This window comes from Yimella lutea, from assembly GCF_006715095.1.
Lineage (GTDB): Bacteria > Actinomycetota > Actinomycetes > Actinomycetales > Dermatophilaceae > Yimella > Yimella lutea.
The window spans coordinates 20,451-40,882 of the sequence record NZ_VFMO01000001.1 but is presented as its reverse complement, the minus strand read 5'-3'; the positions used below and the strand labels follow the sequence as shown (position 1 = coordinate 40,882).

18 protein-coding genes and 1 pseudogene are annotated in these 20,432 nt (G+C 67.4%); 9 read left to right on the top strand and 10 right to left on the bottom strand.

Annotation, left to right across the window (positions count from 1 at the left end; translation table 11 throughout):
- Positions 1-4 precede the first annotated feature (4 nt).
- Positions 5-1,393: a magnesium chelatase ATPase subunit I gene (locus FB459_RS00190; protein WP_141927018.1), complete on the bottom strand. Its 1,389-nt coding sequence runs from the start codon at positions 1,391-1,393 to the stop codon at positions 5-7.
- A gap of 132 nt (positions 1,394-1,525) precedes the next feature.
- Here FB459_RS00190 and FB459_RS00185 point away from each other — a divergent pair, with 132 nt between their 5' ends.
- Together FB459_RS00185 and FB459_RS00180 are read left to right on the top strand one after the other, a co-directional pair.
- Positions 1,526-2,683: an acyl-CoA dehydrogenase family protein gene (locus tag FB459_RS00185; protein ID WP_141929340.1), complete on the top strand. Its 1,158-nt coding sequence runs from the start codon at positions 1,526-1,528 to the stop codon at positions 2,681-2,683.
- A 14-nt stretch (positions 2,684-2,697) separates the two neighbouring features.
- Positions 2,698-3,876 (top strand): acyl-CoA dehydrogenase family protein, encoded by a 1,179-nt coding sequence (locus FB459_RS00180; protein WP_141927017.1) that lies wholly within the window; start codon positions 2,698-2,700, stop codon positions 3,874-3,876.
- 3 nt (positions 3,877-3,879) lie between these two features.
- Here FB459_RS00180 and FB459_RS00175 read toward each other — a convergent pair whose 3' ends face one another.
- The gene (locus FB459_RS00175; protein ID WP_246092243.1) at positions 3,880-4,140 is read right to left on the bottom strand and encodes a 3-hydroxyacyl-CoA dehydrogenase family protein; all 261 of its coding nucleotides are present in this window, start codon (positions 4,138-4,140) and stop codon (positions 3,880-3,882) included.
- A gap of 125 nt (positions 4,141-4,265) precedes the next feature.
- On the opposite strand from FB459_RS00175, the gene purL reads away from it, so the two are divergent.
- On the top strand, positions 4,266-8,096 hold the full coding sequence (gene purL, locus FB459_RS00170) for a phosphoribosylformylglycinamidine synthase (protein WP_141927015.1): 3,831 nt from the start codon (positions 4,266-4,268) through the stop codon (positions 8,094-8,096).
- A gap of 10 nt (positions 8,097-8,106) precedes the next feature.
- Here purL and ptsP read toward each other — a convergent pair whose 3' ends face one another.
- Genes ptsP through FB459_RS00145 form a run of 5 tightly spaced genes read right to left on the bottom strand, consistent with a single transcriptional unit; the run spans position 8,107 to position 13,960 of the window.
- On the bottom strand, positions 8,107-9,795 hold the full coding sequence (gene ptsP / locus FB459_RS00165; RefSeq protein ID WP_141927014.1) for a phosphoenolpyruvate--protein phosphotransferase: 1,689 nt from the start codon (positions 9,793-9,795) through the stop codon (positions 8,107-8,109).
- Positions 9,796-9,799: 4 nt separating this feature from the next.
- A complete protein-coding gene (locus FB459_RS00160; RefSeq protein ID WP_141927013.1) occupies positions 9,800-10,069 on the bottom strand; it encodes an HPr family phosphocarrier protein in 270 nt (89 codons plus the stop codon).
- A 45-nt stretch (positions 10,070-10,114) separates the two neighbouring features.
- Positions 10,115-12,241, bottom strand: coding sequence for a PTS fructose transporter subunit IIABC (locus FB459_RS17980; RefSeq protein ID WP_141927012.1), 2,127 nt, complete (start codon positions 12,239-12,241; stop codon positions 10,115-10,117).
- Positions 12,242-12,263: 22 nt separating this feature from the next.
- Positions 12,264-13,208 (bottom strand): 1-phosphofructokinase, encoded by a 945-nt coding sequence (gene pfkB / locus FB459_RS00150; protein ID WP_141927011.1) that lies wholly within the window; start codon positions 13,206-13,208, stop codon positions 12,264-12,266.
- A complete protein-coding gene (locus FB459_RS00145; RefSeq protein ID WP_141927010.1) occupies positions 13,205-13,960 on the bottom strand; it encodes a DeoR/GlpR family DNA-binding transcription regulator in 756 nt (251 codons plus the stop codon). The genes pfkB and FB459_RS00145 overlap by 4 nt, the downstream gene beginning before the upstream one ends.
- Before the next feature lie 192 nt (positions 13,961-14,152).
- On the opposite strand from FB459_RS00145, the gene FB459_RS00140 reads away from it, so the two are divergent.
- The 5 genes and pseudogenes from FB459_RS00140 (at position 14,153) to FB459_RS00125 (ending at position 18,368) form a co-directional block, all read left to right on the top strand.
- On the top strand, positions 14,153-14,806 hold the full coding sequence (locus FB459_RS00140) for an NAD(P)H-binding protein (RefSeq protein ID WP_141927009.1): 654 nt from the start codon (positions 14,153-14,155) through the stop codon (positions 14,804-14,806).
- Between the two features lie 73 nt (positions 14,807-14,879).
- The gene (locus FB459_RS17005) at positions 14,880-15,020 is read left to right on the top strand and encodes a hypothetical protein (RefSeq protein ID WP_170221622.1); all 141 of its coding nucleotides are present in this window, start codon (positions 14,880-14,882) and stop codon (positions 15,018-15,020) included.
- Positions 15,021-15,065: 45 nt separating this feature from the next.
- Entirely contained in the window at positions 15,066-16,370 is a 1,305-nt protein-coding gene (locus tag FB459_RS00135; RefSeq protein WP_141927008.1) for a carboxylesterase family protein, read from the top strand.
- A gap of 35 nt (positions 16,371-16,405) precedes the next feature.
- A pseudogene (locus FB459_RS00130) lies at positions 16,406-16,740 on the top strand (YnfA family protein).
- Positions 16,741-17,045: 305 nt separating this feature from the next.
- Positions 17,046-18,368, top strand: coding sequence for an MFS transporter (locus FB459_RS00125; protein ID WP_246092242.1), 1,323 nt, complete (start codon positions 17,046-17,048; stop codon positions 18,366-18,368).
- A gap of 47 nt (positions 18,369-18,415) precedes the next feature.
- On the opposite strand, the gene FB459_RS00120 is transcribed toward FB459_RS00125, so the two are convergent.
- Positions 18,416-18,805, bottom strand: a complete 390-nt coding sequence (locus FB459_RS00120; RefSeq protein WP_129624699.1) for a hypothetical protein — start codon at positions 18,803-18,805, stop codon at positions 18,416-18,418.
- A 58-nt stretch (positions 18,806-18,863) separates the two neighbouring features.
- Between FB459_RS00120 and FB459_RS00115 the strand changes: the two genes are divergently transcribed.
- Positions 18,864-19,031, top strand: coding sequence for a hypothetical protein (locus FB459_RS00115; RefSeq protein ID WP_211345101.1), 168 nt, complete (start codon positions 18,864-18,866; stop codon positions 19,029-19,031).
- Positions 19,032-19,349: 318 nt separating this feature from the next.
- Here the strand turns inward: FB459_RS00115 and FB459_RS00110 are convergent, their stop codons facing one another.
- Entirely contained in the window at positions 19,350-19,775 is a 426-nt protein-coding gene (locus tag FB459_RS00110) for an arsenate reductase ArsC (RefSeq protein WP_141927006.1), read from the bottom strand.
- A 29-nt stretch (positions 19,776-19,804) separates the two neighbouring features.
- Positions 19,805-20,419, bottom strand: coding sequence for an arsenate reductase ArsC (locus FB459_RS00105; RefSeq protein ID WP_141927005.1), 615 nt, complete (start codon positions 20,417-20,419; stop codon positions 19,805-19,807).
- Positions 20,420-20,432 lie beyond the last annotated feature (13 nt).

Here is a 20,432-nt window from a genome sequence, read left to right as displayed (position 1 = left end):
CCGTTCAGCCGTAGATGGTTTCGCCGTCGCCGGACTGCTTGCCCACCTTGCGGATCAGGTACAGGCCTTCCAGTGCGAGCTCGATCGCGCAGGCACGTTCGCCGTCCGTCGTCGCACCGACCCGCTCGGCGATGTCGTCGTAGACCGTCGATCCGGCGAGCGAGGGAAGTCCGTCGATGAAGTCCTTGGCCGTCACCCGCTCACCGGTCGTGACCATCGAGCCGTTCTCGAACGCGTCCACAAGTGGAGCCAGGTCGAGTCCCTTGAAGAGGTGGCGCACGGTGTCGGCTGTCGAGGTACGCAGCAGGTGGTCGAGCACCGCGCGTTCGCGTCCCTCTTCGCCGACCTCGAACTCCACCTTTCCGCCGAGCACGTCGACCGCTGTCTCCAGATCGACCACGCGAGCCACGGCGTCGTCCTCGCCACGAATCACCCTGCGGTGCAGCGCAGCTGCCGCGATGGTCTCCGCCCCTGCGATCGAGAAGCGGGCCGAGACACCGGAGCGTTGGTCGACGGACGACGACTCACGCAGGGCACGGGTGAAGCGGGCCAGGATTTCGACAAGTGCGTCCGGCACGGTGGCGACCAGATGTGCCTCCTGCCGAATGACGGCCACCTCGTCGTCGAGCTCGACCGGGTAATGGGTGCGGATCTCCGCGCCGAAGCGGTCCTTGAGCGGAGTGATGATGCGCCCGCGATTGGTGTAGTCCTCCGGGTTGGCGCTCGCGACGACCAGCACGTCCAGCGGCAGCCGCAGCAGGTAGCCACGGATCTGGATGTCTCGCTCCTCCATCACGTTGAGCATCGCGACCTGGATGCGCTCGGCGAGGTCGGGCAGTTCGTTGATCGCGACAATGCCGCGGTGCGAGCGGGGGATCAGGCCGAAGTGGATCGTCTCCGGGTCGCCCAGACTGCGCCCCTCGGCGACCTTCATCGGATCGACGTCACCGATCAGGTCGGCCACCGAGGTGTCGGGGGTTGCAAGCTTCTCCGAATACCGCTCGGCGCGATGCCGCCAGGTGATCGGTAGGTCGTCACCGAGTTTCTCGGCACGCTGCTTGGACGCGTGGGTGATCGGGTCGTACGGGTGCTCACCCAGTTCGGACCCCTCGATCACCGGCGTCCACTCATCCAGGAGCCCGGCGAGAGTACGCAGGATGCGGGTCTTGCCCTGGCCACGTTCGCCCAACAGGACGACGTCATGGCCGGCGATCAGTGCCCGTTCCAACTGGGGGACGACGGTGTCGTCCAGGCCGTGCAGGCCCGGCCACGGGTTGCGTCCCGCGGCGAGGGCCGCGAGCAGATTGTCGCGGATCTCTTCGCGGATGTGCTTGTGCTGATGGCCGCTCGCGCGAAGTTCGCCGACGGTGCTGATGGTGGGTGCCTCGGTCACCCCCTCACGCTACGTCGTGGACCGGTTCGGTCGTGAGTGTCCGGACAATGGGCGAGACGCCACGGCCGTTTTCATCCCTTGAGGTGGCAGGATCCAGACATTGCCCGGGTGGTTCTCAGAGAGCGGGACGTGATGGTGGATCTGACCCTCGACGACGAACAGCGTGGCTTCCAGCAGGTGGCCCGTGAGTTCCTCGCCAAGGAGGTCCTGCCCTACCGGCGTGACTGGGACCGCGCCGAGTCGATCGATCTCGCTCTGGTGCCCAAGCTCGCGGAGATCGGCTTCCTCGGGCTGACCGTCCCGGAGGAGTACGGCGGCATCGGCGGCGACTGGATCACCTACTGCCTGGGCATGGAGGAACTCGGTCGTGCTGACTCGTCCGTGCGTGGACTCGTGTCGGTGTCGATGGGATTGTGCGGCAAGCCGATTCTCGATTACGGCACCGAGGAGCAGAAGCAGCACTGGCTGCGCCGCATCGTCACCGGTGAATCGATCGGCTGCTTCGGACTGACCGAACCCGACAACGGGTCCGACCCCGGCTCGCTGAAGACGAAGGCGGTCAAGGACGGCGACGACTACCTGCTGCGCGGACAGAAGATCTTCATCACCAACGGCACCTGGGCGGACGTCTGCCTCGTGTTCGCGCGCACCAGCCCGGACGGGCCGAAGGGCATCAGTGCCTTCCTGGTGCCGACGAATTCGCCCGGATTCGAGCGCCGCGAGATCAAGGGCAAGCTCGGTCTGCGCGGTCAGGCGACCGCGGAGATCTTCCTGGACGAGGTACGGGTGCCCTCCTCCGCCCGGCTGGGTGACGAGGGCAAGGGAATGTCGATCGCGATGTCGGCCCTGGACAAGGGTCGGGTCTCGGTCGCTGCCGGGTGTGTCGGAATCGCGGCCGGCTGCCTCGACGAGGTCGTGAACTACACGACCGAGCGCAAGCAGTTCGGCAAGGTCATCGCCTCCTACCAACTGGTGCAGGAGATGATCGCCGACATCAGCGTCGACACCGATGCGGCCCGCCTGCTGACCTGGCGCGCGGCCGACCTGTTGGAGAAGGGCGAACCCTTCAAGGTGGAAGCCTCGAAGGCGAAGCTGTTCGCGTCCGAGACGGCCGTGAAGTCGGCCAATCTCGCCATCCAGGCGTTCGGTGGCTACGGCTACATCGACGAGTACCCCGTGCAGAAGTACCTGCGGGACGCCCGCGTGATGACGCTCTACGAAGGCACTTCCCAGATCCAGAAACTGCTCATCGGCCGCGCCGAGACCGGCATCAACGCATTCACCAGCTGAAAGGTCCCACCCCCATGGCAACCCAGAGCCCGATGCAGTTGTTCGGCATCGACACGCTGATCGAATCCGACGACCGTGACATGTCCGCGGCCGTCCGCAAGCTGCTCGACGCCGAAGTTCGCCCGCACCTGCAGGACTGGTACGAAGCCGGCACCGTCCCGGTCAAGGAACTCGCGCCGAAGCTCGGGGAGATGGGGCTGCTCGGCATGCACCTGGAGGGGTACGGGTGTGCCGGAACGTCCGCGACCGCGTACGGCCTGGCCTGCGTCGAACTCGAAGCGGCCGACTCTGGTATTCGGTCGCTGGTGTCGGTGCAGGGCTCGCTCGCGATGTTCGCCATCTGGCGGTTCGGCAGCGAGGAGCAGAAGCAGGAGTGGCTGCCGCGCATGGCGGCCGGGGACGCAATCGGTTGCTTCGGGTTGACCGAGCCCGACTTCGGTTCCAACCCCGCAGGCATGCGGACGCGGGCCCGTCGCGACGGTGACGACTGGGTGTTGAACGGCTCGAAGATGTGGATCACGAACGCACCGGTGGCGGATGTCGCCGTGGTCTGGGCGCAGACCGGGGAATCGAGCAAGGAGATCCGCGGCTTCGTGGTGCCCACGGACACGCCGGGATTCAGCGCTCCGGAGATCAAGAAGAAGCTGTCGCTGCGTGCATCGGTGACGGGTGAGATCGTGCTGGAGAACGTGCGTCTGCCTGACTCGGCGATGTTGCCCGAAGCAGCAGGTCTGTCCGGTCCGCTGTCGTGTCTGAACGAGGCTCGATTCGGCATCGTGTTCGGCGCGGTCGGTGCCGCGCGTGACTGCATCGAAGCGGCGATCTCCTACGTCGGCGACCGCGAGATCTTCGACAAGCCGCTCGCCGGCTACCAGATCACCCAGACCAAGCTCGCCGACATGACGCTCGAATGGGGCAAGGCGATGCTGCTCGCGCTGCACCTCGGTTCGCTGAAGGACAACGGCGGTGTGCGCCCCGAGCAGATCAGCCTCGGCAAGCTCAACAACGTCCGGGAAGCCATTCAGATCGCTCGGGAGTGCCGAACCCTGCTGGGGGCCAACGGAATCACGCTCGAGTACCCGGTCCTGCGCCACGCCAACAACCTGGAATCGGTGCTCACCTACGAGGGCACCTCAGAGGTGCACCAGCTGATGATCGGTCAGGCGCTGACCGGTGTCGCGGCCTTCCGCTGAGACTCACGCGCTGCCTTGGGCGAAGCGCTCGGCCCAGTCGGCGAGGGTCTGACAGATCTGCGGGCTGGAATCCTCGATCCGGAACGGGACGCCGCTCATGTCCTGCAGCTCGAACGGGCCCCTCGGGTGGCCGAGCGCGGTACGGCAGGCGGCGGCGATGTCGGTGATCGACGCATAACCGCCCCCGAGCAGGAACAGGGCCTCGTCCCGGATGGCGTCGAGGATGCGGTTGGCGATGAATCCGTTGATCTCCTTGTCCGTCACGACGGCCTCTTTGCCCAAGCGCTTTGGTCGGCGCAGAGGGGACGGGTGGTGGCCCGGGCGGTCACGCGATGCGTGGTCGATAGGCTGGAGGCTCCTGCCGGTCGCCTCTGGAGATGCCCTCGTTCATGGCTTCGTCGCACTTCGTCCTGACCCACGTCCCAGGCGGCTCCGCCCTCTCCGGCTTCCGGGCCCGAGCGCTGCTGACGCGCTTGCAGCAGGTGCAGCCGAATGTCACCGGGGTCGATGCCCGGTACGTGCACTGGGTCGCGAGCACCCGTGAACTCGACGATCTCACCCGCGACTCCCTCACCCGGATCCTCACCTACGGCGACGCCTACGAGGGCCCGACCGAGGGCACCCTGGTCGTGGTGACGCCGCGGCTCGGCACGATCTCGCCGTGGGCGTCCAAGGCGACCGACATCGTCCACAACTGCGGCATCGAAGTGCATCGTGTCGAGCGTGCGACGGAGTTTGTGCTCACCGGTGAGGTCGACGACTGGGACGCGGCCGCTGCCGTCCTGCACGACCGGATGACCGAGACGGCGTTCGCCGATCACGACGCAGCGGCGCACCTGTTCGACGAGCGCGACCCCGAGCCGATGGAACGCATCGACGTTCTGGGTCGCGGGCGCGGGGCGATCGAGGAGGCCGATGCACGTTTCGGTCTTGCCCTCTCCGGCGACGAGATCGACTACCTGGTCGAGGCGTTCACCGGGCTCTCCCGCAACCCCAGCGATGTCGAACTCATGATGTTCGCACAGGCGAACTCCGAGCACTGCCGCCACAAGATCTTCAACGCCGATTTCGTGGTCGACGGCGAAGTACAGACCCAGTCGCTGTTCGGGATGATCCGGTACACCGAGGCCGTCGCGGGCGAGGGCACCGTCGTCGCGTACAAGGACAACGCCTCGGTGATGGCCGGTGGGCCGGTCACACGGTGGATGCCCGCCGAGCAGACCGGACCGTCCCCCTACGGCGAGCACCCGGACGAGGTACACGTACTGATGAAGGTCGAGACGCACAACCACCCGACCGCGATCAGCCCGTTCCCCGGTGCGGCCACCGGCGCTGGCGGCGAGATTCGCGACGAAGGCGCGACCGGCCGCGGCTCCGCACCCAAGGCCGGCCTCACCGGATTCATGGTCTCGAACCTGAATCTTCCTGGCACTCAGGAAAACTGGGAGGACGAGGATTACGGCGCACCCGAACACATCGCGTCCCCGCTCGACATCATGATCGAGGGGCCAATCGGCGCGGCAGCCTTCAACAACGAGTTCGGGCGGCCGGGCCTCGGCGGTTTCTTCCGCGTCTACGAGCAGACCGTCGACGGGGTGCGCCGCGGCTATCACAAGCCGATCATGAGTGCGGGCGGCCTCGGGGCGATCAGCGCGAACCAGACCGAGAAGATCATCTTCCCCGCGGGAACGCTGCTCGTTCAGCTCGGAGGCCCCGGGATGCGGATCGGAATGGGCGGTGGCGCGGCATCGTCGATGGCTTCGGGCACCAACGCTGCCGAACTCGACTTCGACTCCGTGCAACGCGGCAACCCCGAGATCGAGCGGCGCGCGCAGGAGGTCATCAACCACTGCTGGGCGATGGGCGAGCAGAACCCGGTGCTCGCCATCCACGATGTGGGGGCCGGCGGACTGTCCAATGCCTTCCCCGAACTCGTCGACGGCGCGGCCCTCGGTGCCCGCTTCGATCTGTCGGCGGTGCCCCTGGAGGAGTCCGGGCTCGCGCCGAAGGAGATCTGGTGCAACGAGTCCCAAGAGCGCTATGTCATTGCGCTGCAGGAAGATTCGTTGGACCAGTTCGCTGCGCTCTGCGAACGCGAGCGCTGCCCTTTTGCCGTGGTCGGCGTGGCGAAGGACGATGCGCAACTGGTGCTCGCGGGCGAGAGCGACGACCACCCCATCGACATGCCGATGGAGGTGCTGCTCGGCAAACCGCCGAGGATGACCCGCGACGTCCGCCGGGTGGAGCGTTCGACGGCGCCGCTCGACGTGTCGAGGATCGACCTGCGCGAGTCGGCCTACGCGGTGCTTCGTCACCCGTCCGTCGCCTCGAAGCGTTTCCTCATCACGATCGGTGACCGCACGGTCGGCGGTCTGACTCACCGCGACCAGATGGTGGGTCCGTGGCAGGTGCCGGTGGCCGATGTCGCGGTCACGCTGTCCGATTTCGTCGGCCTCGCCGGACAGGCGATGAGCAGCGGCGAACGGTCGCCGTTGGCAGCGGTCGACGGTCCGGCATCCGGCCGCATGGCCGTCGGTGAGGCGATCACCAACCTCGTCGCCGCTCCGATCACGCTGTCCGGCGTGAAGCTGTCGTGCAACTGGATGGCGGCCTGCGGCGAGGACGGCGAGGACGCGGCGCTGTTCGACACCGTCCACGCGGTCGCCATGGAACTGTGCCCCGCGCTCGGCGTTTCGGTGCCGGTGGGCAAGGACTCCCTGTCGATGCGCACCAAGTGGGACGACAAGCAGGTCACCTCGCCCGTGACGCTCGTCGTGTCGGCTTTCGCGTCCCTGTCCGACGTCACCGGCACGCTCACCCCGCAGCTGCGCGGCGGTGACACCACACTCCTGGCAGTCGACCTCGGTGCCGGCCGAAACCGGCTCGGCGGTTCGATACTGGCTCAGGTCAATGCTGAGTTCGGCGGGGAGGTGCCCGATCTCGACGACCCCGCGCGACTGGTCGCTCTCGTCGATGGCGTGAACGCGCTGCGCGCGAGCGGAATTGCGCTCAGCTACCACGACCGCTCCGACGGTGGGTTGTGGACGACTGCCACTGAGATGGCGTTCGCCGGCAACACCGGTGTCGACCTCGAGGTTGCCAGCATTCAGGCGTTGTTCACCGAGGAGCTCGGTGCGATCGTCGAGGTGCCCTCCGCGCAGGTCGACGAGGCGCTCGCTGCTCTCGCGGGGTGCGGCGAGGTCACAGTGATCGGAAAGCCGAACTCCGACAAGCGAATCCGGGTGAAGATCGCCGGTCGGTCCGCCGTCGACGAACCTCTGTCGGACCTCGCACAGGCGTGGGACGAGGTGTCGTGGCGTATTGCGTCGCTGCGTGACAACCCGGAGTGCGCCGACTCCGAGCACTCGGCGGTCGGCACCGACGTCCCGGGTCTGGTCGTCGCCCCGAGTTTCGACCCGGCCGACGATGTCGCCGGGCCCTATCTCAACCTCGGTGCACGTCCCAAGGTCGCGATCCTGCGCGAGCAGGGAGTCAACAGCCATGTCGAGACCGCGTTCGCGTTCGACCGGGCCGGGTTCGAGGCGTACGACGTGCACATGACCGACCTGCAGGCCGGACGGTTCGACCTCGCGGACGCCGTCGGCCTGGTCGCCTGCGGCGGGTTCTCCTACGGAGACACCCTCGGCGCCGGTGAAGGTTGGGCGCGTTCGGTGTTGTTCAATCCGGCTCTGACAGAGGCGTTCTCGACGTTCTTCCACCGCGAGGACACTTTCGGTCTCGGCATCTGCAACGGCTGTCAGATGTTCGCCGCGCTGGCCGACCTCATTCCGGGAGCGCAGGCGTGGCCGCGGTTCACCCGCAACAGGTCGGAGCAGTACGAGGCTCGCCTCTCACAGGTCGAGGTACTGGACTCGCCGTCCATCTTCTTCGCGGGGATGGCGGGTTCGCGGCTGCCGATCGCCGTGGCGCACGGGGAGGGTTTCGCGAACTTCGATCTGCGTGGTGACGAGAGCCGCGTGCACCGGGCTGCTCGATACGTTGACGGTAACGGACAACCGGCCAGCGCATATCCGTTGAACCCCAACGGTTCTCCGGACGGACTGACTGCGGTGACGACCCCGGACGGCCGGTTCACCGCGATGATGCCGCACCCCGAACGCGTGCAGCGCAACGTGCAGCTCAGCTGGACCGACGGCCCGATCGGACAGGCGAGCCCGTGGTCGCGGATGTTCCGTAATGCGCGGGTCTGGGTCGACTGAACGCCGCTGGTCAGAGGATCGCGACGAGCTCGGCGTCGGCAGCAGTACGGACGGCGTCCAGCGCATCGGCGGCTGTGGGTGCCGACAGTGCCAGCGCAGCCAGGCGCCGACACTCCTGCAGAGAATGACGCGACAGCGCGAAGCGAACGATCGCGACCTTCGACGGCGCCATCGACAACGACCCGACACCCATGCCGGTCAGCACGAGCGCCATCAACGGGTCACCGCCGGATTCACCGCACACGCCGATGGGCTTTGCGAGCTCGGCGGCTCCGTCGCAGGCAGCCTTGATCACCGAGAGCACGGCCGGTTGCCACGGATCAAGCAGATCGGAGAGCGCACCCTCCATCCGGTCGGCCGCCATCGTGTACTGCGCCAGGTCGTTGGTGCCCAGGCTGCCGAAATCGACCGGACCGAGCACATGCCGAGCCGACAGGGCCGCTGCCGGCACCTCGATCATCACGCCCGACGTGGGCAGGCCCGCAGCCGCGACCTGCTCGGCGAACCACGACGCCTCGTCGAGGGTGGCCACCATCGGGGCCATCACCCGAACGTCCGCGCCGGTAGCCGACGCCGCAGCACCGAGTGCCTCGAGCTGGGTCTGCAGCAGCTCCGGACGTGCTTGTGACAGGCGCAGGCCACGACGGCCGAGAGCAGGGTTCTCCTCCTCGCCGAGGTCGGCGAAAGCGAGCGGCTTGTCGGCACCCGCGTCCAGCGTCCGGACCACGATCCGACGGTCGTGCCCGAAGGGTTCGAAGACCTTGGTGTAGATGTCGGTCTGCTCCTGCAGCATGGGCGCCTTCTTCGCCGACAGGAAGACGAACTCGGTGCGGAACAGACCCACCCCCTCGACGTCGGTGGCAGCCGCGGCGACGGCGTCGTCCACCCCGCCGATGTTTGCGAGCAGGGCGACCGCGTGACCGTCGGATGTGCTGCCGGTACCGGTCGAGGACGACAGCACATCGGCCCGCTTGGCGTCGCGATCTGCAAGAGCCGCAACGATTTCCGGTTCCGGGTCGATGAGTACCTCGCCGGTGTCTCCGTCGATGGACAGCGCAGTACCGATCTCGATGTCGAGCGCTCCGGCACAGTGAACGACGGCGGGGATGCCCATCTGAGCGGCGAGAATCGCGGTGTGGCTGTTGCGACCGCCCGCCTGGGTGACGATGCCGGCAACGAGCGCCTTGTCGAGCACGGCGGTGTCGACCGGAGCCAGATCCAGCGCGACGACGATCGAGCGCTGGGCCAACGTCGGAACGCCCGGCGCCGGTAGGCCGAGCAACACCGAGATGGCCCGGGCGCCGACGTCACGCAGATCGGTGACCCGCTCGGCGAAGTAATCGCCCAGCGCTTCGAACTGAAGGACGTACTCCTCGACTGCGAGGTGCACCGCGTTCGCGGGGCCGTTTCCGCCCGCGAGGTGCTTGCCGGCCGCCTTGTGCAGGCCCTTGTCGCGGGCGATGAGGGCGGTGGCGGACAGGATCTGCGCGGCCGTCTTCGGCGCCGCTGCGGCGCGGGCGTCCAACTCGGTCGCGACCGATTCGAAGGCGGCCTTGACCTCGAGCAGTGCCGAGTTGGCGTCACTCGGTGCCGGCTCATCGGCCGGTGCCTGCACCGGGGGAGCGACGAGGACCGCCGGGGCGTAGGCGGATCCGGGGCTGACGCCGATCCCTTGCAGAATCCTGTTCTCCACCGCCATCAACTCATTCCGCGTCGAGGTCGCGCGAGAGCAGGTCGACGAGCGAGTCGAGTGCCTCGTCGGCGCCGTCGCCTTCGGCGGTCAGCTCGACCTCTTCGCCGTGCCTGGCGCCGAGCGCCATGACCCCCAGGATGCTGGTCGCGTCGACCGGGTCCTCGCCCGGCTTGGCGATCTGGACGTCCAGTCCGGTCTCGGACGCCGCCTGGACGAACAGGGCCGCGGGGCGGGCGTGCAGCCCGACCTTGGAGGCGATGGTGACGGTGCGCTGTGCCATGTGAATGACTCCTTCTTCGTGGTGGTTCGAGTCTGCCCGAGGGGATCAGGCAGCGGGGACGGGTGCCTCGGTCGTGGTGGTGGTCTTGTTCGCGGCGGCCTGCTTGAGGGTGACGACCAGGGCCGTCATCACCAGCACGCCGGCGGCGAGTGCCACGAGGAACAGGGCGAAGTTGCCGATGAGGGGGAGCACCCAGATCCCGCCGTGCGGTGCGCGGAGCGTGGCACCGAAGGCCATGGTCAATGCCCCGGTCACGCCCGAACCGACGAGTGAGGACACGATCACGCGCCACGGGTCGGCGGCCGCGAAGGGGATGGCTCCCTCGGAGATGAACGAGGCGCCGAGCAGCCACGCGGCCTTGCCGTTCTCCCGCTCGGGCTCGGTGAACAGCTTGGGCCGGATGGTGGTGGCCAGTGCCAGACCGAGCGGCGCGACCATTCCGGCGGCCATGACCGCGGCCATGATCTTCAGTTGCGGGGCATCGGTTGCGGTGCCGGCTGCGGACAGCCCGGTGGTCGCGAAGGCGTACGCCACCTTGTTCACCGGGCCGCCGAGGTCGAAGCCCATCATCGCGCCGACGATCAAGCCGAGCAGGACCGCGCTGGTGCCCGACATGCTGTTCAGCCCCTCGGCCAACTGGTCGGACAGCCACTTGATCGGCCGGCCGAGCACGGTGATCAGCAACCCGACGGTGAGCAGGGTCGACAGCAGCGGGATCACCACGACGGGCATCACGCCACGGACGTTCTTGTGCACATTCCAACCGGAGATCCACTTGGCGATCAGGCCACCGAGCAGGCCGGTCGCGATGCCGCCGAGGAAGCCGGCCTGCATGGTGACCGCCACGGCACCGCCGACGATGCCGGGCACCAGACCCGGACGGTCGGCGATCGCGTACGCGATGTAGCCGGACAGGATCGGGACGAGGAACCCGAACGCTGCTCCACCGATGAGGAAAAGCAGTGCAGCCCAGTGCATCCCGTCGAGCGGGTTGAACGAGTTCTGCAGGACGGTGATCGTCTTGGCATCGGCCGTCGGGTCGAGCGTGAAGTTCTTCGTGACGTCGATCGCGCCGGTCTCACCGCCGAAGATCTGGGCGAGCATGAAGCCGAGCGCGATGAGGATTCCGCCGGCCGCGACGAACGGGATCATGTACGACACACCGGTCATCAGCCACTTGCGCAGCCGCGTGCCGAGGCCCTCGCTCTCGGGCTCGTCGTCCATGACGGACGCCGGCGTCGCCTGGGCGCGCGAAGGATCCTTCCTCCACTCGTCCGCGAGCCGTCCGGCCTGCGCCAGCAGGGCAGGGGCGTCGCTGATCGCCTTCTTCACCCCGACATCGACCGTCGGCTTACCGGCGAAGCGCTGCTTGTCGCGCACCTCGACGTCGTGAGCGAAGATCACGGCGTCCGCCTCGGCGATCTGGCGTGCGGTGAGCGGCGTCGATCCGGCGGATCCCTGTGTCTCCACGGTGATCGAGTGCCCCGCCTCGCGCGCTGCATTCTCCAGTGCCTCGGCGGCCATGTAGGTGTGGGCGATGCCGGTCGGGCAGGAGGTCACCGCGACGAACCGCCGGGAGGTGGACGCATCCGCGGCCGATGCGGTCGGCTCGACCTCGTCCGGGACCGATGCCCTGTCCCAGGTCTTGTCCGATGCCGGCGCAGCAGCGGTGGCGCCGGCGGCTGCCGTGGTGGTCGAAGCTGCAGCTGGCTTGGCGGGCGCATTGTCGAGCGAGACCCGGGAGTTCACGAGCTCGACGACCTCGGACTTCGTCCTCGCCGACTGCAACTGTGCGCGGAACTCCTTGTCCATCAACGCTTTCGCCAGCTTGGGCAGCATCTGCATGTGCGCCTCACCGCCCTCCTCGGGAGCGGCGATGAGGAAGATCGTGGTCGCCGGGCCGTCCTTGGCGCCCCAATCGATGCCTTCGACCGGGCGTCCGAAAACCAGCGATGGTTCGGTGATCGCCGCGCTACGGGCATGCGGGATACCGATGCCGCCGGGCAGGCCGGTTGCCATCTTCTCCTCGCGGGCACGCACATCGGCGAGGAACGCATCGAGGTCGGTGCAGCGACCGGTCGCGACCAGCGTCTCGGCGAGAGTGCGCGTGGCCTCATGGCGGTCGTCGCCACCCAGGTCCAGGATGACCTGTTCGTCGGTGATCAGAGACACGACGTGTCCTTTCGTCGGTGCGTCAGGAGATGACGCGGTCGAGTTGCGGGGTGCGAGTGGAGTGCACCTCGATGTCGGTGAGGTCTTCGAGGTGCGGTACCTGACTGCCGGGTAGTCGAACGGCGGCGGCGCCCCAGCGGACGCCCTCGCGAAGGGCGGCTTCAAGGTCGCCGCCCGCGACGGTCGAGTGCAGGAAGCCGGCGAGCAGGCAGTCGCCGGCTCCGACCGTCGACAACGGGTCGGCGATTTTCGCTCCGGCCCAGACCAGTTCGTCGGCGGTCACGGCAATCGCGCCGTCGGCGCCGAGGCTCACGACGACTGTCTCGACACCGTCCGCGACCAGTTCGCGTGCCGCGTCCACGACGTCACCGACGGTGCTGAGCGGGCGGCCGACGAGCTCGGCGAGTTCCTCATGGTTCGGCTTGATCAGGTGCGGTCGAGCCGCGACGGCCAACGGGAAGGGGGCTCCGGAGGTATCGATCGCGACCTTCACGCCGCGTCCGCTCATCCGACGGACCAGTTCGGCGTACAGCGTGGTCGGGACGCCCGGCGGTAGCGAGCCACAACCGACCACCCAGGAGGCGGACACGCACGCCCGTGCGGTGGCGCCGAACAGGGCGCTGACCTCGGCGTCCGTCAGATGTGGACCCGCTTCGTTGAGCTTGGTCGTGGTGCCGTCCGGCTCGACCGCCGCGATGTTCATCCGGGCCGACCCGGCGATCTCCACGGCGAGATGAGGGACCCTCGCAGCGTCGAGCAGTTCGGTGAGCAGGTGGCCCTCAGGACCACCGGCAGGAAGGACCGCGAGCGTCGGTGTCTCGTTGGCGGCGAGGGCACGGGAGACGTTGATTCCCTTGCCGCCCGGGTCGATTCGGCCGGAAGCGGCGCGCTGTACCTCGCCGAGGGCGATGCGCTCGAAGGACATCGTGCGGTCCACGCTGGGGTTCGGAGTGAGGGTGACGATCATGCGCATGCCACCTTCGTTCCTGCCTCGACCAACCCGTCGCGGTCGTCCGCAGCGAGCGCGGAGTCGGTGATGACGAGATCGACGGCGTCCAGCGGCGAGAAGCGGTGCAGGTGGTCGACACCCACCTTGCTGGAATCGGTCACGACGACGGTTCTGGTCGCGGCGCCGATCATCGCTGTTTTCACTGCGGCCTCGGCGTCGTCCGGGGTCGTCAGTCCGCGCCGGGTGCTGATGCCGTTGGTGCCGATGAAGGCGACATCGACGGTGAGGCCGCCCAACAGGTCCGACGCCCAGGAACCGACGGCTGCGCCGGTGACGCCGCGAACGCGTCCGCCCAGCAGCAGGAGGGTGAGGTTCGGGCGGTCGGTGAGCAATGCCGCGGCCTGTACCGAGTTGGTGACCACGGTGAGCGATATGTCGACCGGGAGCAGGCCGGCGATCGCGAGGGTGGTCGAACCGCTGTCGAGCAGGATCGTGCCGTCGGCAGGGATCTCATCCAACGCGCGGGCAGCGATCCGGGTCTTCTCGTCGGTCGAGCGGGTGGATCGGGCGGCCAGGGTCGGTTCGAGACGTTCGACCGGAATCGCTCCGCCATGAACTCGTCGCAGCGTGCCGCGGTCCTCCAGGACGCTGAGGTCGCGTCGCACCGTCTCGGTGGTGACCTCGAGAGCATCGGCCAGGTCGGCGACCGCGACCCGCCCGTTACGGCGGGCCTCGTCGACGATGCGCTGGTGGCGCTCGGCTGCGTACACGGCTGACTGACTCCTCGTGTGAGTTGGCTCACGTGGTCGTGGTCACGCCAGAAAACCACCTGAGCGTGCACAAGTCAACAGAAAACAACATTTGTCTATATTGGAACGCCGAGAGGTGCCAACCGGCGGGCCGGGCTACGTACCGTGGGTCGAGCAAGCGCACACGAAACGGATCGATACCTGGAGGCGCACATGACCCGCATCGCGATCATCGGAGGGCACGGCAAGATCGCCCTGCTCGCAGCTCACAAGCTCGCCGCAGCCGGGCACGAGGTCAGCTCGATCATCCGCAATCCCGATCACGCCGCAGATGTCGCCGAGACCGGCGCCGCACCGGTTGTGGCTGATGTCGAGCAACTCGACACCGACGAACTCGCCGAACTGCTCACCGGGCACCAGGTGATCGTGTGGTCCGCAGGAGCCGGCGGTGGTCACCCCGATCGCACCTATGCCGTCGACAGGGACGCGGCGATCCGATCGATGGACGCCTCCCGCCAGGCCGGGGTGCTGCGGTACGTGATGGTGTCCTACTTCGGTGCCGGTCCCGATCACGGTGTGCCGGAGGACAATTCGTTCTTCGCGTACGCCGACGCCAAGGCCGCGGCCGACGAACACCTCAAGGCGTCCGAACTGCAGTGGACGATCCTGAAGCCGAGCACTCTCACTCTCGACCCGTCGTCCGGGACGCTCGACCCGGCGAACGACGGCAAGACGTCCACGTCACGTGAGTTGGTTGCCGATGTGATCACCGCCGTCGTCGAAGCCGACCCCGAAACGGTCGCGGGCCGCGAGATCGAATTCACCGACGGCGACGTGCCGATCGCCGACGCGCTGCATCGTTCGTGAACCCCAGGGGTGATGCCGGGATCTGTCGCCGCCCCTTCACCAACTGCCGGTGCAGAAGGAGGAGCGTGGAGACATGGGTTTGGACGAAGGTGTCCTGGCAGTGGTGATCATCCTCGTGGTGATCGGACTGCTTCCGATGGCGATGGCGTGGCTCGAACAGCGCTGGTTGCACGATGAGGAGAAGGTGGGCGAGACGGTTCTGTCGCCTCGGTAGCCCTGGCCGCCCGGGCGGCGACGACGGTCTGCGACGATCGCCGGTATGAGCGTCCCGAACACCCCGGTCTGGACGATTCCCGGCGGCAAGGTCTCGGGTCGCGGCACCCCGAAGGTGTGGCAGGCGACCGGCCTTCCTTACGCGTCCGCCTCCCGGTGGGGTCTGCCCGTTCCCGTGCCGTTCTCCGGTCGGGATTTCGATGCACGTGAGCCGTCCCCGGTCTGTCCGCAGGTGTCGTTCCCGCTCATCGACGAAGTGCTGGACGATCTCGAGGGTCGACCGCGAACGGACGAGAACTGTCTCAACCTCTCGGTCACCGTCCCGGCCGGCACGAGCTCGGATGCCGCGCTGCCGGTGCTGGTGTGGATCCACGGCGGCTCCTATGTGACCGGTGGTGGCGACCTGCCCATCTACGACCCGACCGCCCTGGTCGTCGAGCAGCGGCTGATCGTGGTCAGCATCAACTATCGGCTCGGACTCTTCGGCTACCTGCGGCACGGCGACGCACCGGGCAATCTCGGTCTGCTCGATCAGCGCACCGCCCTTCGCTGGGTGCACGAGAACATCGCGGTCTTCGGCGGGGACCCGCAGCACGTCACCGTTTTCGGGGAGTCCGCCGGCGGCGACTCGGTCGCCCACCTGATGATCGCCGAGGGCACCCGGGGCCTTTTCCGTAGGGCGATCGTGATGAGCGCCCCGCTCGGTCTGATGAGCAGACGGGACCGGATGTACGTCGCGATGGCTCGCCAGGTGCAGGACCTTGCGCCGGACGCGTCTGTCGACGAGGTCCTGGCTGCCACCGACCGCTTGCAGCGGATGTCACTGCGTTACGGCTTGCGGGCCGGGATGCCGTTCGGCCCGCAGTACGGCATCGACCCGTTGCCGAAGGAGCGGGACGTGGACGATGCCCGGCGATCAGCGGCATCGATCGATCTGCTGATCGGCCACACCGATCGGGAAGCGGCGTTGTTCGTCCCGCCCCGGCTCGGACGCCTGCCGCTGCGGCCCGCGGTACGGGAGCGAGTCGTCCGGCGGCTTACCAGCCGCATCTACGGCACTCCGGCTCGCCGGTTCGCCCAGCGTCATTCGGCGGCCGGCGGCCACACAGGGCGGTACGTCCTGCGCTCGAAACCGGCCAACGGCCCGCTCGCCGGTGCGCACACCACGGATCTCCCGCTCGTCTTCCCCGGGCCGGCGTGGGATTCCATCGTTCGTGCGTCCGGCCCGGCGTGGCATGCAACCTCCGATGAAGGACGTGCGATGCGCACTGTGCTCGCCGAATTCGCGAGGAGCGGCACGCTCGACGAACGTGCACATGCACCCGTGTTCGTGCACGCACTGCGATCCTGACCGGAGCCGAAGGGGCTGCGACAACAATGGGCGCCATGATGATCGCCCGCTCGCTCGCGTTGTTCCTGGCTGCCGCAGTCTGCGAGATCGGCGGCGCGTGGCTCGTCTGGCAGGGCGTGCGGTAGCACAGGGTTGGCTCTGGATCGGAGCCGGTGTGATCGCGTTAGGCCTCTACGGGTTCGTCGCGACCTTGCAGCAGGACGCGAACTTCGGACGGATCCTGGCGGCGTACGGCGGAGTCTTCGTTGCAGGTTCGTTGGTCTGGGGCATGGTGATGGACGGCTACCGTCCCGACCGCTACGACGTGGTCGGGGCGCTCTGCTGCCTGGTGGGTGTCGCGATCATCATGTACTCACCCCGCGTCATCTGACCGTTCCGAACCAACCTGCGGCTCGGCGTGAAAACGGATGCATTCCTGGAAGTAGCCCAGGCGGACCGTGAGGACATGACTGCCGGGAGTGATCTCGTAGTCGTTGACCTCGCCTTCCAGGCGTCCGACCCGCTGCCCGCCGACCATCACGATCCGGTCGGGGGCAGGCGTACCCGCGATGCACGCGCACTGTGGTCGACATGCCCGACCTCCGTGGTGCGGATGGAGGCGGCCGCCGGACGGCGGTCGTCACGTCTTGACTGTCGCGCGTTCACACACCGAGCGCGAGAGGTGGGTGTCAGTCCGTGGTCGCTGCGAGTGGGAGGATCGAGCGCTTCGTCGTCCGTACCTCGGAGGTTGCCCTGTCCCGCGTCCGCGGCTTGTTCGCCGACACCCGTCCGCTGCGCGTCCCGGCTTACCGACGGCTGTGGTGGACCAACATCATCACGCTCATCGGCGCGCAACTGACTGTGGTCGCGGTGCCCGCGCAGATCTACAAGATCACCGGCAGCTCGGCATATGTCGGTCTCACCGGGCTGTTCGGCCTCATCCCGCTGATCGTCTTCGGTCTGTACGGCGGCGCCCTCGCCGATGCCATGGACCGGCGCAAACTGCTGACCATCACCACGATCGGCCTCATCGCGACCAGCGCGCTGTTCTTCGTGCAAGCCGCAGCACAGCTCGACCATGTCTGGTTGTTGCTGGTGCTGTTCGCCGTCCAACTGGCGTTCTTCGCGGTGAACCAGCCGACGCGCTCGGCGATCTACCCGCGACTGGTGCCGCTGGAACAGCTGCCCGCCGCGAACTCGCTCAACATGACGGTCATGCAGTTCGGTGCCATCGCCGGGCCGATGGTCGGCGGTCTGCTCATCCCGGTGCTCGGCTACTCCTGGCTCTACGCGGCCGACACCATCACCTTGTTCGCGACGCTGTGGGCCGTGGTCGGCCTGCCTGCCATGCCTGCGATCGGCCAGGCGACCAAGGCCGGTTTCCGTTCTGTCATCGAAGGATTCGCCTACCTGCGCGCGCACACGGTGTTGCTCATGTCGTTCGTCGTCGACATCATCGCCATGGTCTTCGGCATGCCCCGGGTGCTGTTCCCACAGATCGCGCACCTCGACTTCGGTGGCCCGGACGGTGGCGGGTTCGCCTTCGCGTTGCTGTTCGCCGCGATCCCGGCCGGTCCCGTCATCGGCGGGGTGCTGTCGGGCTGGGTGTCGCGCGTCGAGCGCCAAGGGCTGGCTGTGGTCGTGGCGATCGTCGTCTGGGGCGTCGCCATCACGGTGTTCGGCCTCGCGGTGGCCTTCGGCAGGGGAGCGGCCGGTCTACCGCTGGCGATCGCGGTCGGTGCCTTGATGGTGGCCGGCGCTGCCGACATGGCCTCCGCCGCATTCCGCACCACGATGCTGCAGGAGGCGGCCACCGATGATGTCCGTGGCCGCCTCCAAGGTGTGTTCACCGTCGTCGTCGCCGGTGGTCCCCGCTTGGCCGACGTCGCGCACGGTGCTGCCGCCGTCGGGCTGGGAACGGCGTGGACCGCCGCAGGCGGCGGTCTGTTGACCGTCGTCCTCGTGATGGCGGTGTCGCTGGCTGCTCCGGTGTTCGTGCGCTACCGGGTGGCACGTTGACCACGGGCTCACAACCGGGATCCTCGTCCTGACCCGCGCCCCGATCCTCAGGCCCAGGTGACCTTGCCTTCGCCGACCTTCTTCTGGGCTTCGGTGGTCTGGGTCAGACCCGGAATGCGCTTGCCCTTCTCCGGGGAGGCGAGGATAGCCCAGTTGGTGCCCCCGACGTACGACACCGGCTTGCCCTTGGCCCAGCGCACCTTGATCTCCGCCAGGGCCGGCCCGATCTGCCCGGCCTTCTCCGTTCGCATGACGGTGTACTCGATGTCGCCCGCGGTGCAGTCGTACCCGGTCTTGACGCCCTTCGCCAGCAGCCAGCTGCTCTTCGGCGGCACCGCGCGCTCGCGTGCACAACCCAGCTTCGTCGCGAACGCTTCGATGGCGGCGTCGTCGAGCAGCGCGCCATCGGTGGACGTCGGTGAACTGGTCTCACTCACCGTTGGGCTCGAAGTTTCCGAACTGGTCGGGCTCGAGGTCTCGGGGCCGGAGGTGTCGGTGCTCGCGACGGTGCTCGACTCGGTGCTCGACTCGGAACTGCTCGTCGGCTCCGCTGTACCGGTGGTCGTCGCCCCGGAATTCGTGGCGCTGCTGACCGTCACACCGGAGTCCGAACCGCAGCCCGCCAGCAGTGTCGTGGCAGCAACCGCGCTGAGAAGGGCGTAACTAGGCTTCATGGGGTCCCCCTGGGGTCCGGACCGGAATGTCGAGCGCTGACAGCGTACGTCGTCCCGGTCGTGCATTGTTGCTGGTGCGCCGGTCCGCGATCGCGAACCGCGAAGTGGACGGCGCCGCGGCAGGTCTGGTTCCACCTTGAAGGCCGACAGCAAATGTAGGTTTTCGTGATTCGTGTCGGATTTGCGCGGCTCTGACCAGCGCACCGACATTTTGGGTCGTGCTGTCTTGTCTCAGCAAGATGTCGTAATCCAAAGATGACACCCGCTGCCGAGTGGGCAGCGGGTGTCATCCGCGAGGCGCACCGCCTCAGTCGGAAGCTTCGTCGACTCCGAGTTCGCGCAGTAGTGCCCGTACACGTCGTTTGATGTCGTCGCGGATGGGTCGGACGGCTGCGACGCCTTGTCCGGCGGGGTCTTCGAGTGTCCAGTCGAGGTATTGCTTGCCGGGGAAGACGGGGCAGGTGTCGCCGCAGCCCATGGTGATGACCACGTCCGATGCCTGGACCGCTTCAGTGGTCAGGACTTTCGGCTTCTCGGCAGAGATGTCGATGCCGTCTTCAAGCATCGCTTCTCGGACTGCTGGGTTGATCGAGTCAGCGGGAGCTGAACCTGCGGAGCGGACTTCGACTGCGCCACCGGACAGGTGGTGGGTGTAGGCCGCTCCCATTTGGGATCGTCCGGCGTTGTGCACGCACACGAATAGGACGGAGGGGCGCTCAGCAGCTTCGGTCATTGCACGGACTCCTAGATGGGTCGGATGGGTCAGAGGATTTGACGCAGCAGGGTGGTGACGCGGGCTTGGATGTCGTCGCGGATTTCACGTACGACCTCGATGGGTTGGCCAGCCGGGTCGGCGACGTCCCAGTCCTCGTAGCGTTTGCCGGGGAAGACGGGGCAGGTGTCGCCGCACCCCATGGTGATGATCACGTCGGCGGCTTGCATGACGCTGTCGCTGAGCGGTTTCGGGTAGGCCGTGCCGAGTGGAATACCGCGTTCTTTCAGTGCTTCGACCACGACGGCGTTGATCTCACCTGTTGGCGCTGATCCTGCGGATCGGACGTGCACCTTGCGCGCGGACAAGTGTTCGGCCAGCGCAGCGGCCATCTGAGAGCGTCCTGCGTTGTGGACGCAGACGAAGAGCAGTTCGGGAACCTTCTTGGCGATGCGGCCTTCGGCTTGCGCGGTGGCCATGAGTTGTTCGCGAGCTTGGCGGGCGACCAGCACTGGCAGGAAGGCGTGCACGGTGGAGCGGGGCGCGAGTAGGTCCCACGCATCGTTCACAGCGGTCTCGATGGTGTGTTCGTCGAAGACTCCCGCGTAGGAGTAGTTCATGTCGTCGATGAGTTGTCGGACGGTGGTTTCGCGGTCGAGCTGCATGGCGGTCTCCAGG

Bases quoted from the DNA above. Each gene is read 5' to 3' on its own strand.
- FB459_RS00185 (WP_141929340.1), top strand. From the start codon at position 1,526: ATGGTGGATCTGACCCTCGACGACGAACAGCGTGGCTTCCAGCAGGTG.
- FB459_RS00180 (WP_141927017.1), top strand. From the start codon at position 2,698: ATGGCAACCCAGAGCCCGATGCAGTTGTTCGGCATCGACACGCTGATC.
- purL (WP_141927015.1), top strand. From the start codon at position 4,266: ATGGCTTCGTCGCACTTCGTCCTGACCCACGTCCCAGGCGGCTCCGCC.
- ptsP (WP_141927014.1), bottom strand. From the start codon at position 9,795: ATGGCGGTGGAGAACAGGATTCTGCAAGGGATCGGCGTCAGCCCCGGA.
- FB459_RS00160 (WP_141927013.1), bottom strand. From the start codon at position 10,069: ATGGCACAGCGCACCGTCACCATCGCCTCCAAGGTCGGGCTGCACGCC.
- pfkB (WP_141927011.1), bottom strand. From the start codon at position 13,208: ATGATCGTCACCCTCACTCCGAACCCCAGCGTGGACCGCACGATGTCC.
- FB459_RS00140 (WP_141927009.1), top strand. From the start codon at position 14,153: ATGACCCGCATCGCGATCATCGGAGGGCACGGCAAGATCGCCCTGCTC.
- FB459_RS17005 (WP_170221622.1), top strand. From the start codon at position 14,880: ATGGGTTTGGACGAAGGTGTCCTGGCAGTGGTGATCATCCTCGTGGTG.
- FB459_RS00135 (WP_141927008.1), top strand. From the start codon at position 15,066: ATGAGCGTCCCGAACACCCCGGTCTGGACGATTCCCGGCGGCAAGGTC.
- FB459_RS00110 (WP_141927006.1), bottom strand. From the start codon at position 19,775: ATGACCGAAGCTGCTGAGCGCCCCTCCGTCCTATTCGTGTGCGTGCAC.
- FB459_RS00105 (WP_141927005.1), bottom strand. From the start codon at position 20,419: ATGCAGCTCGACCGCGAAACCACCGTCCGACAACTCATCGACGACATG.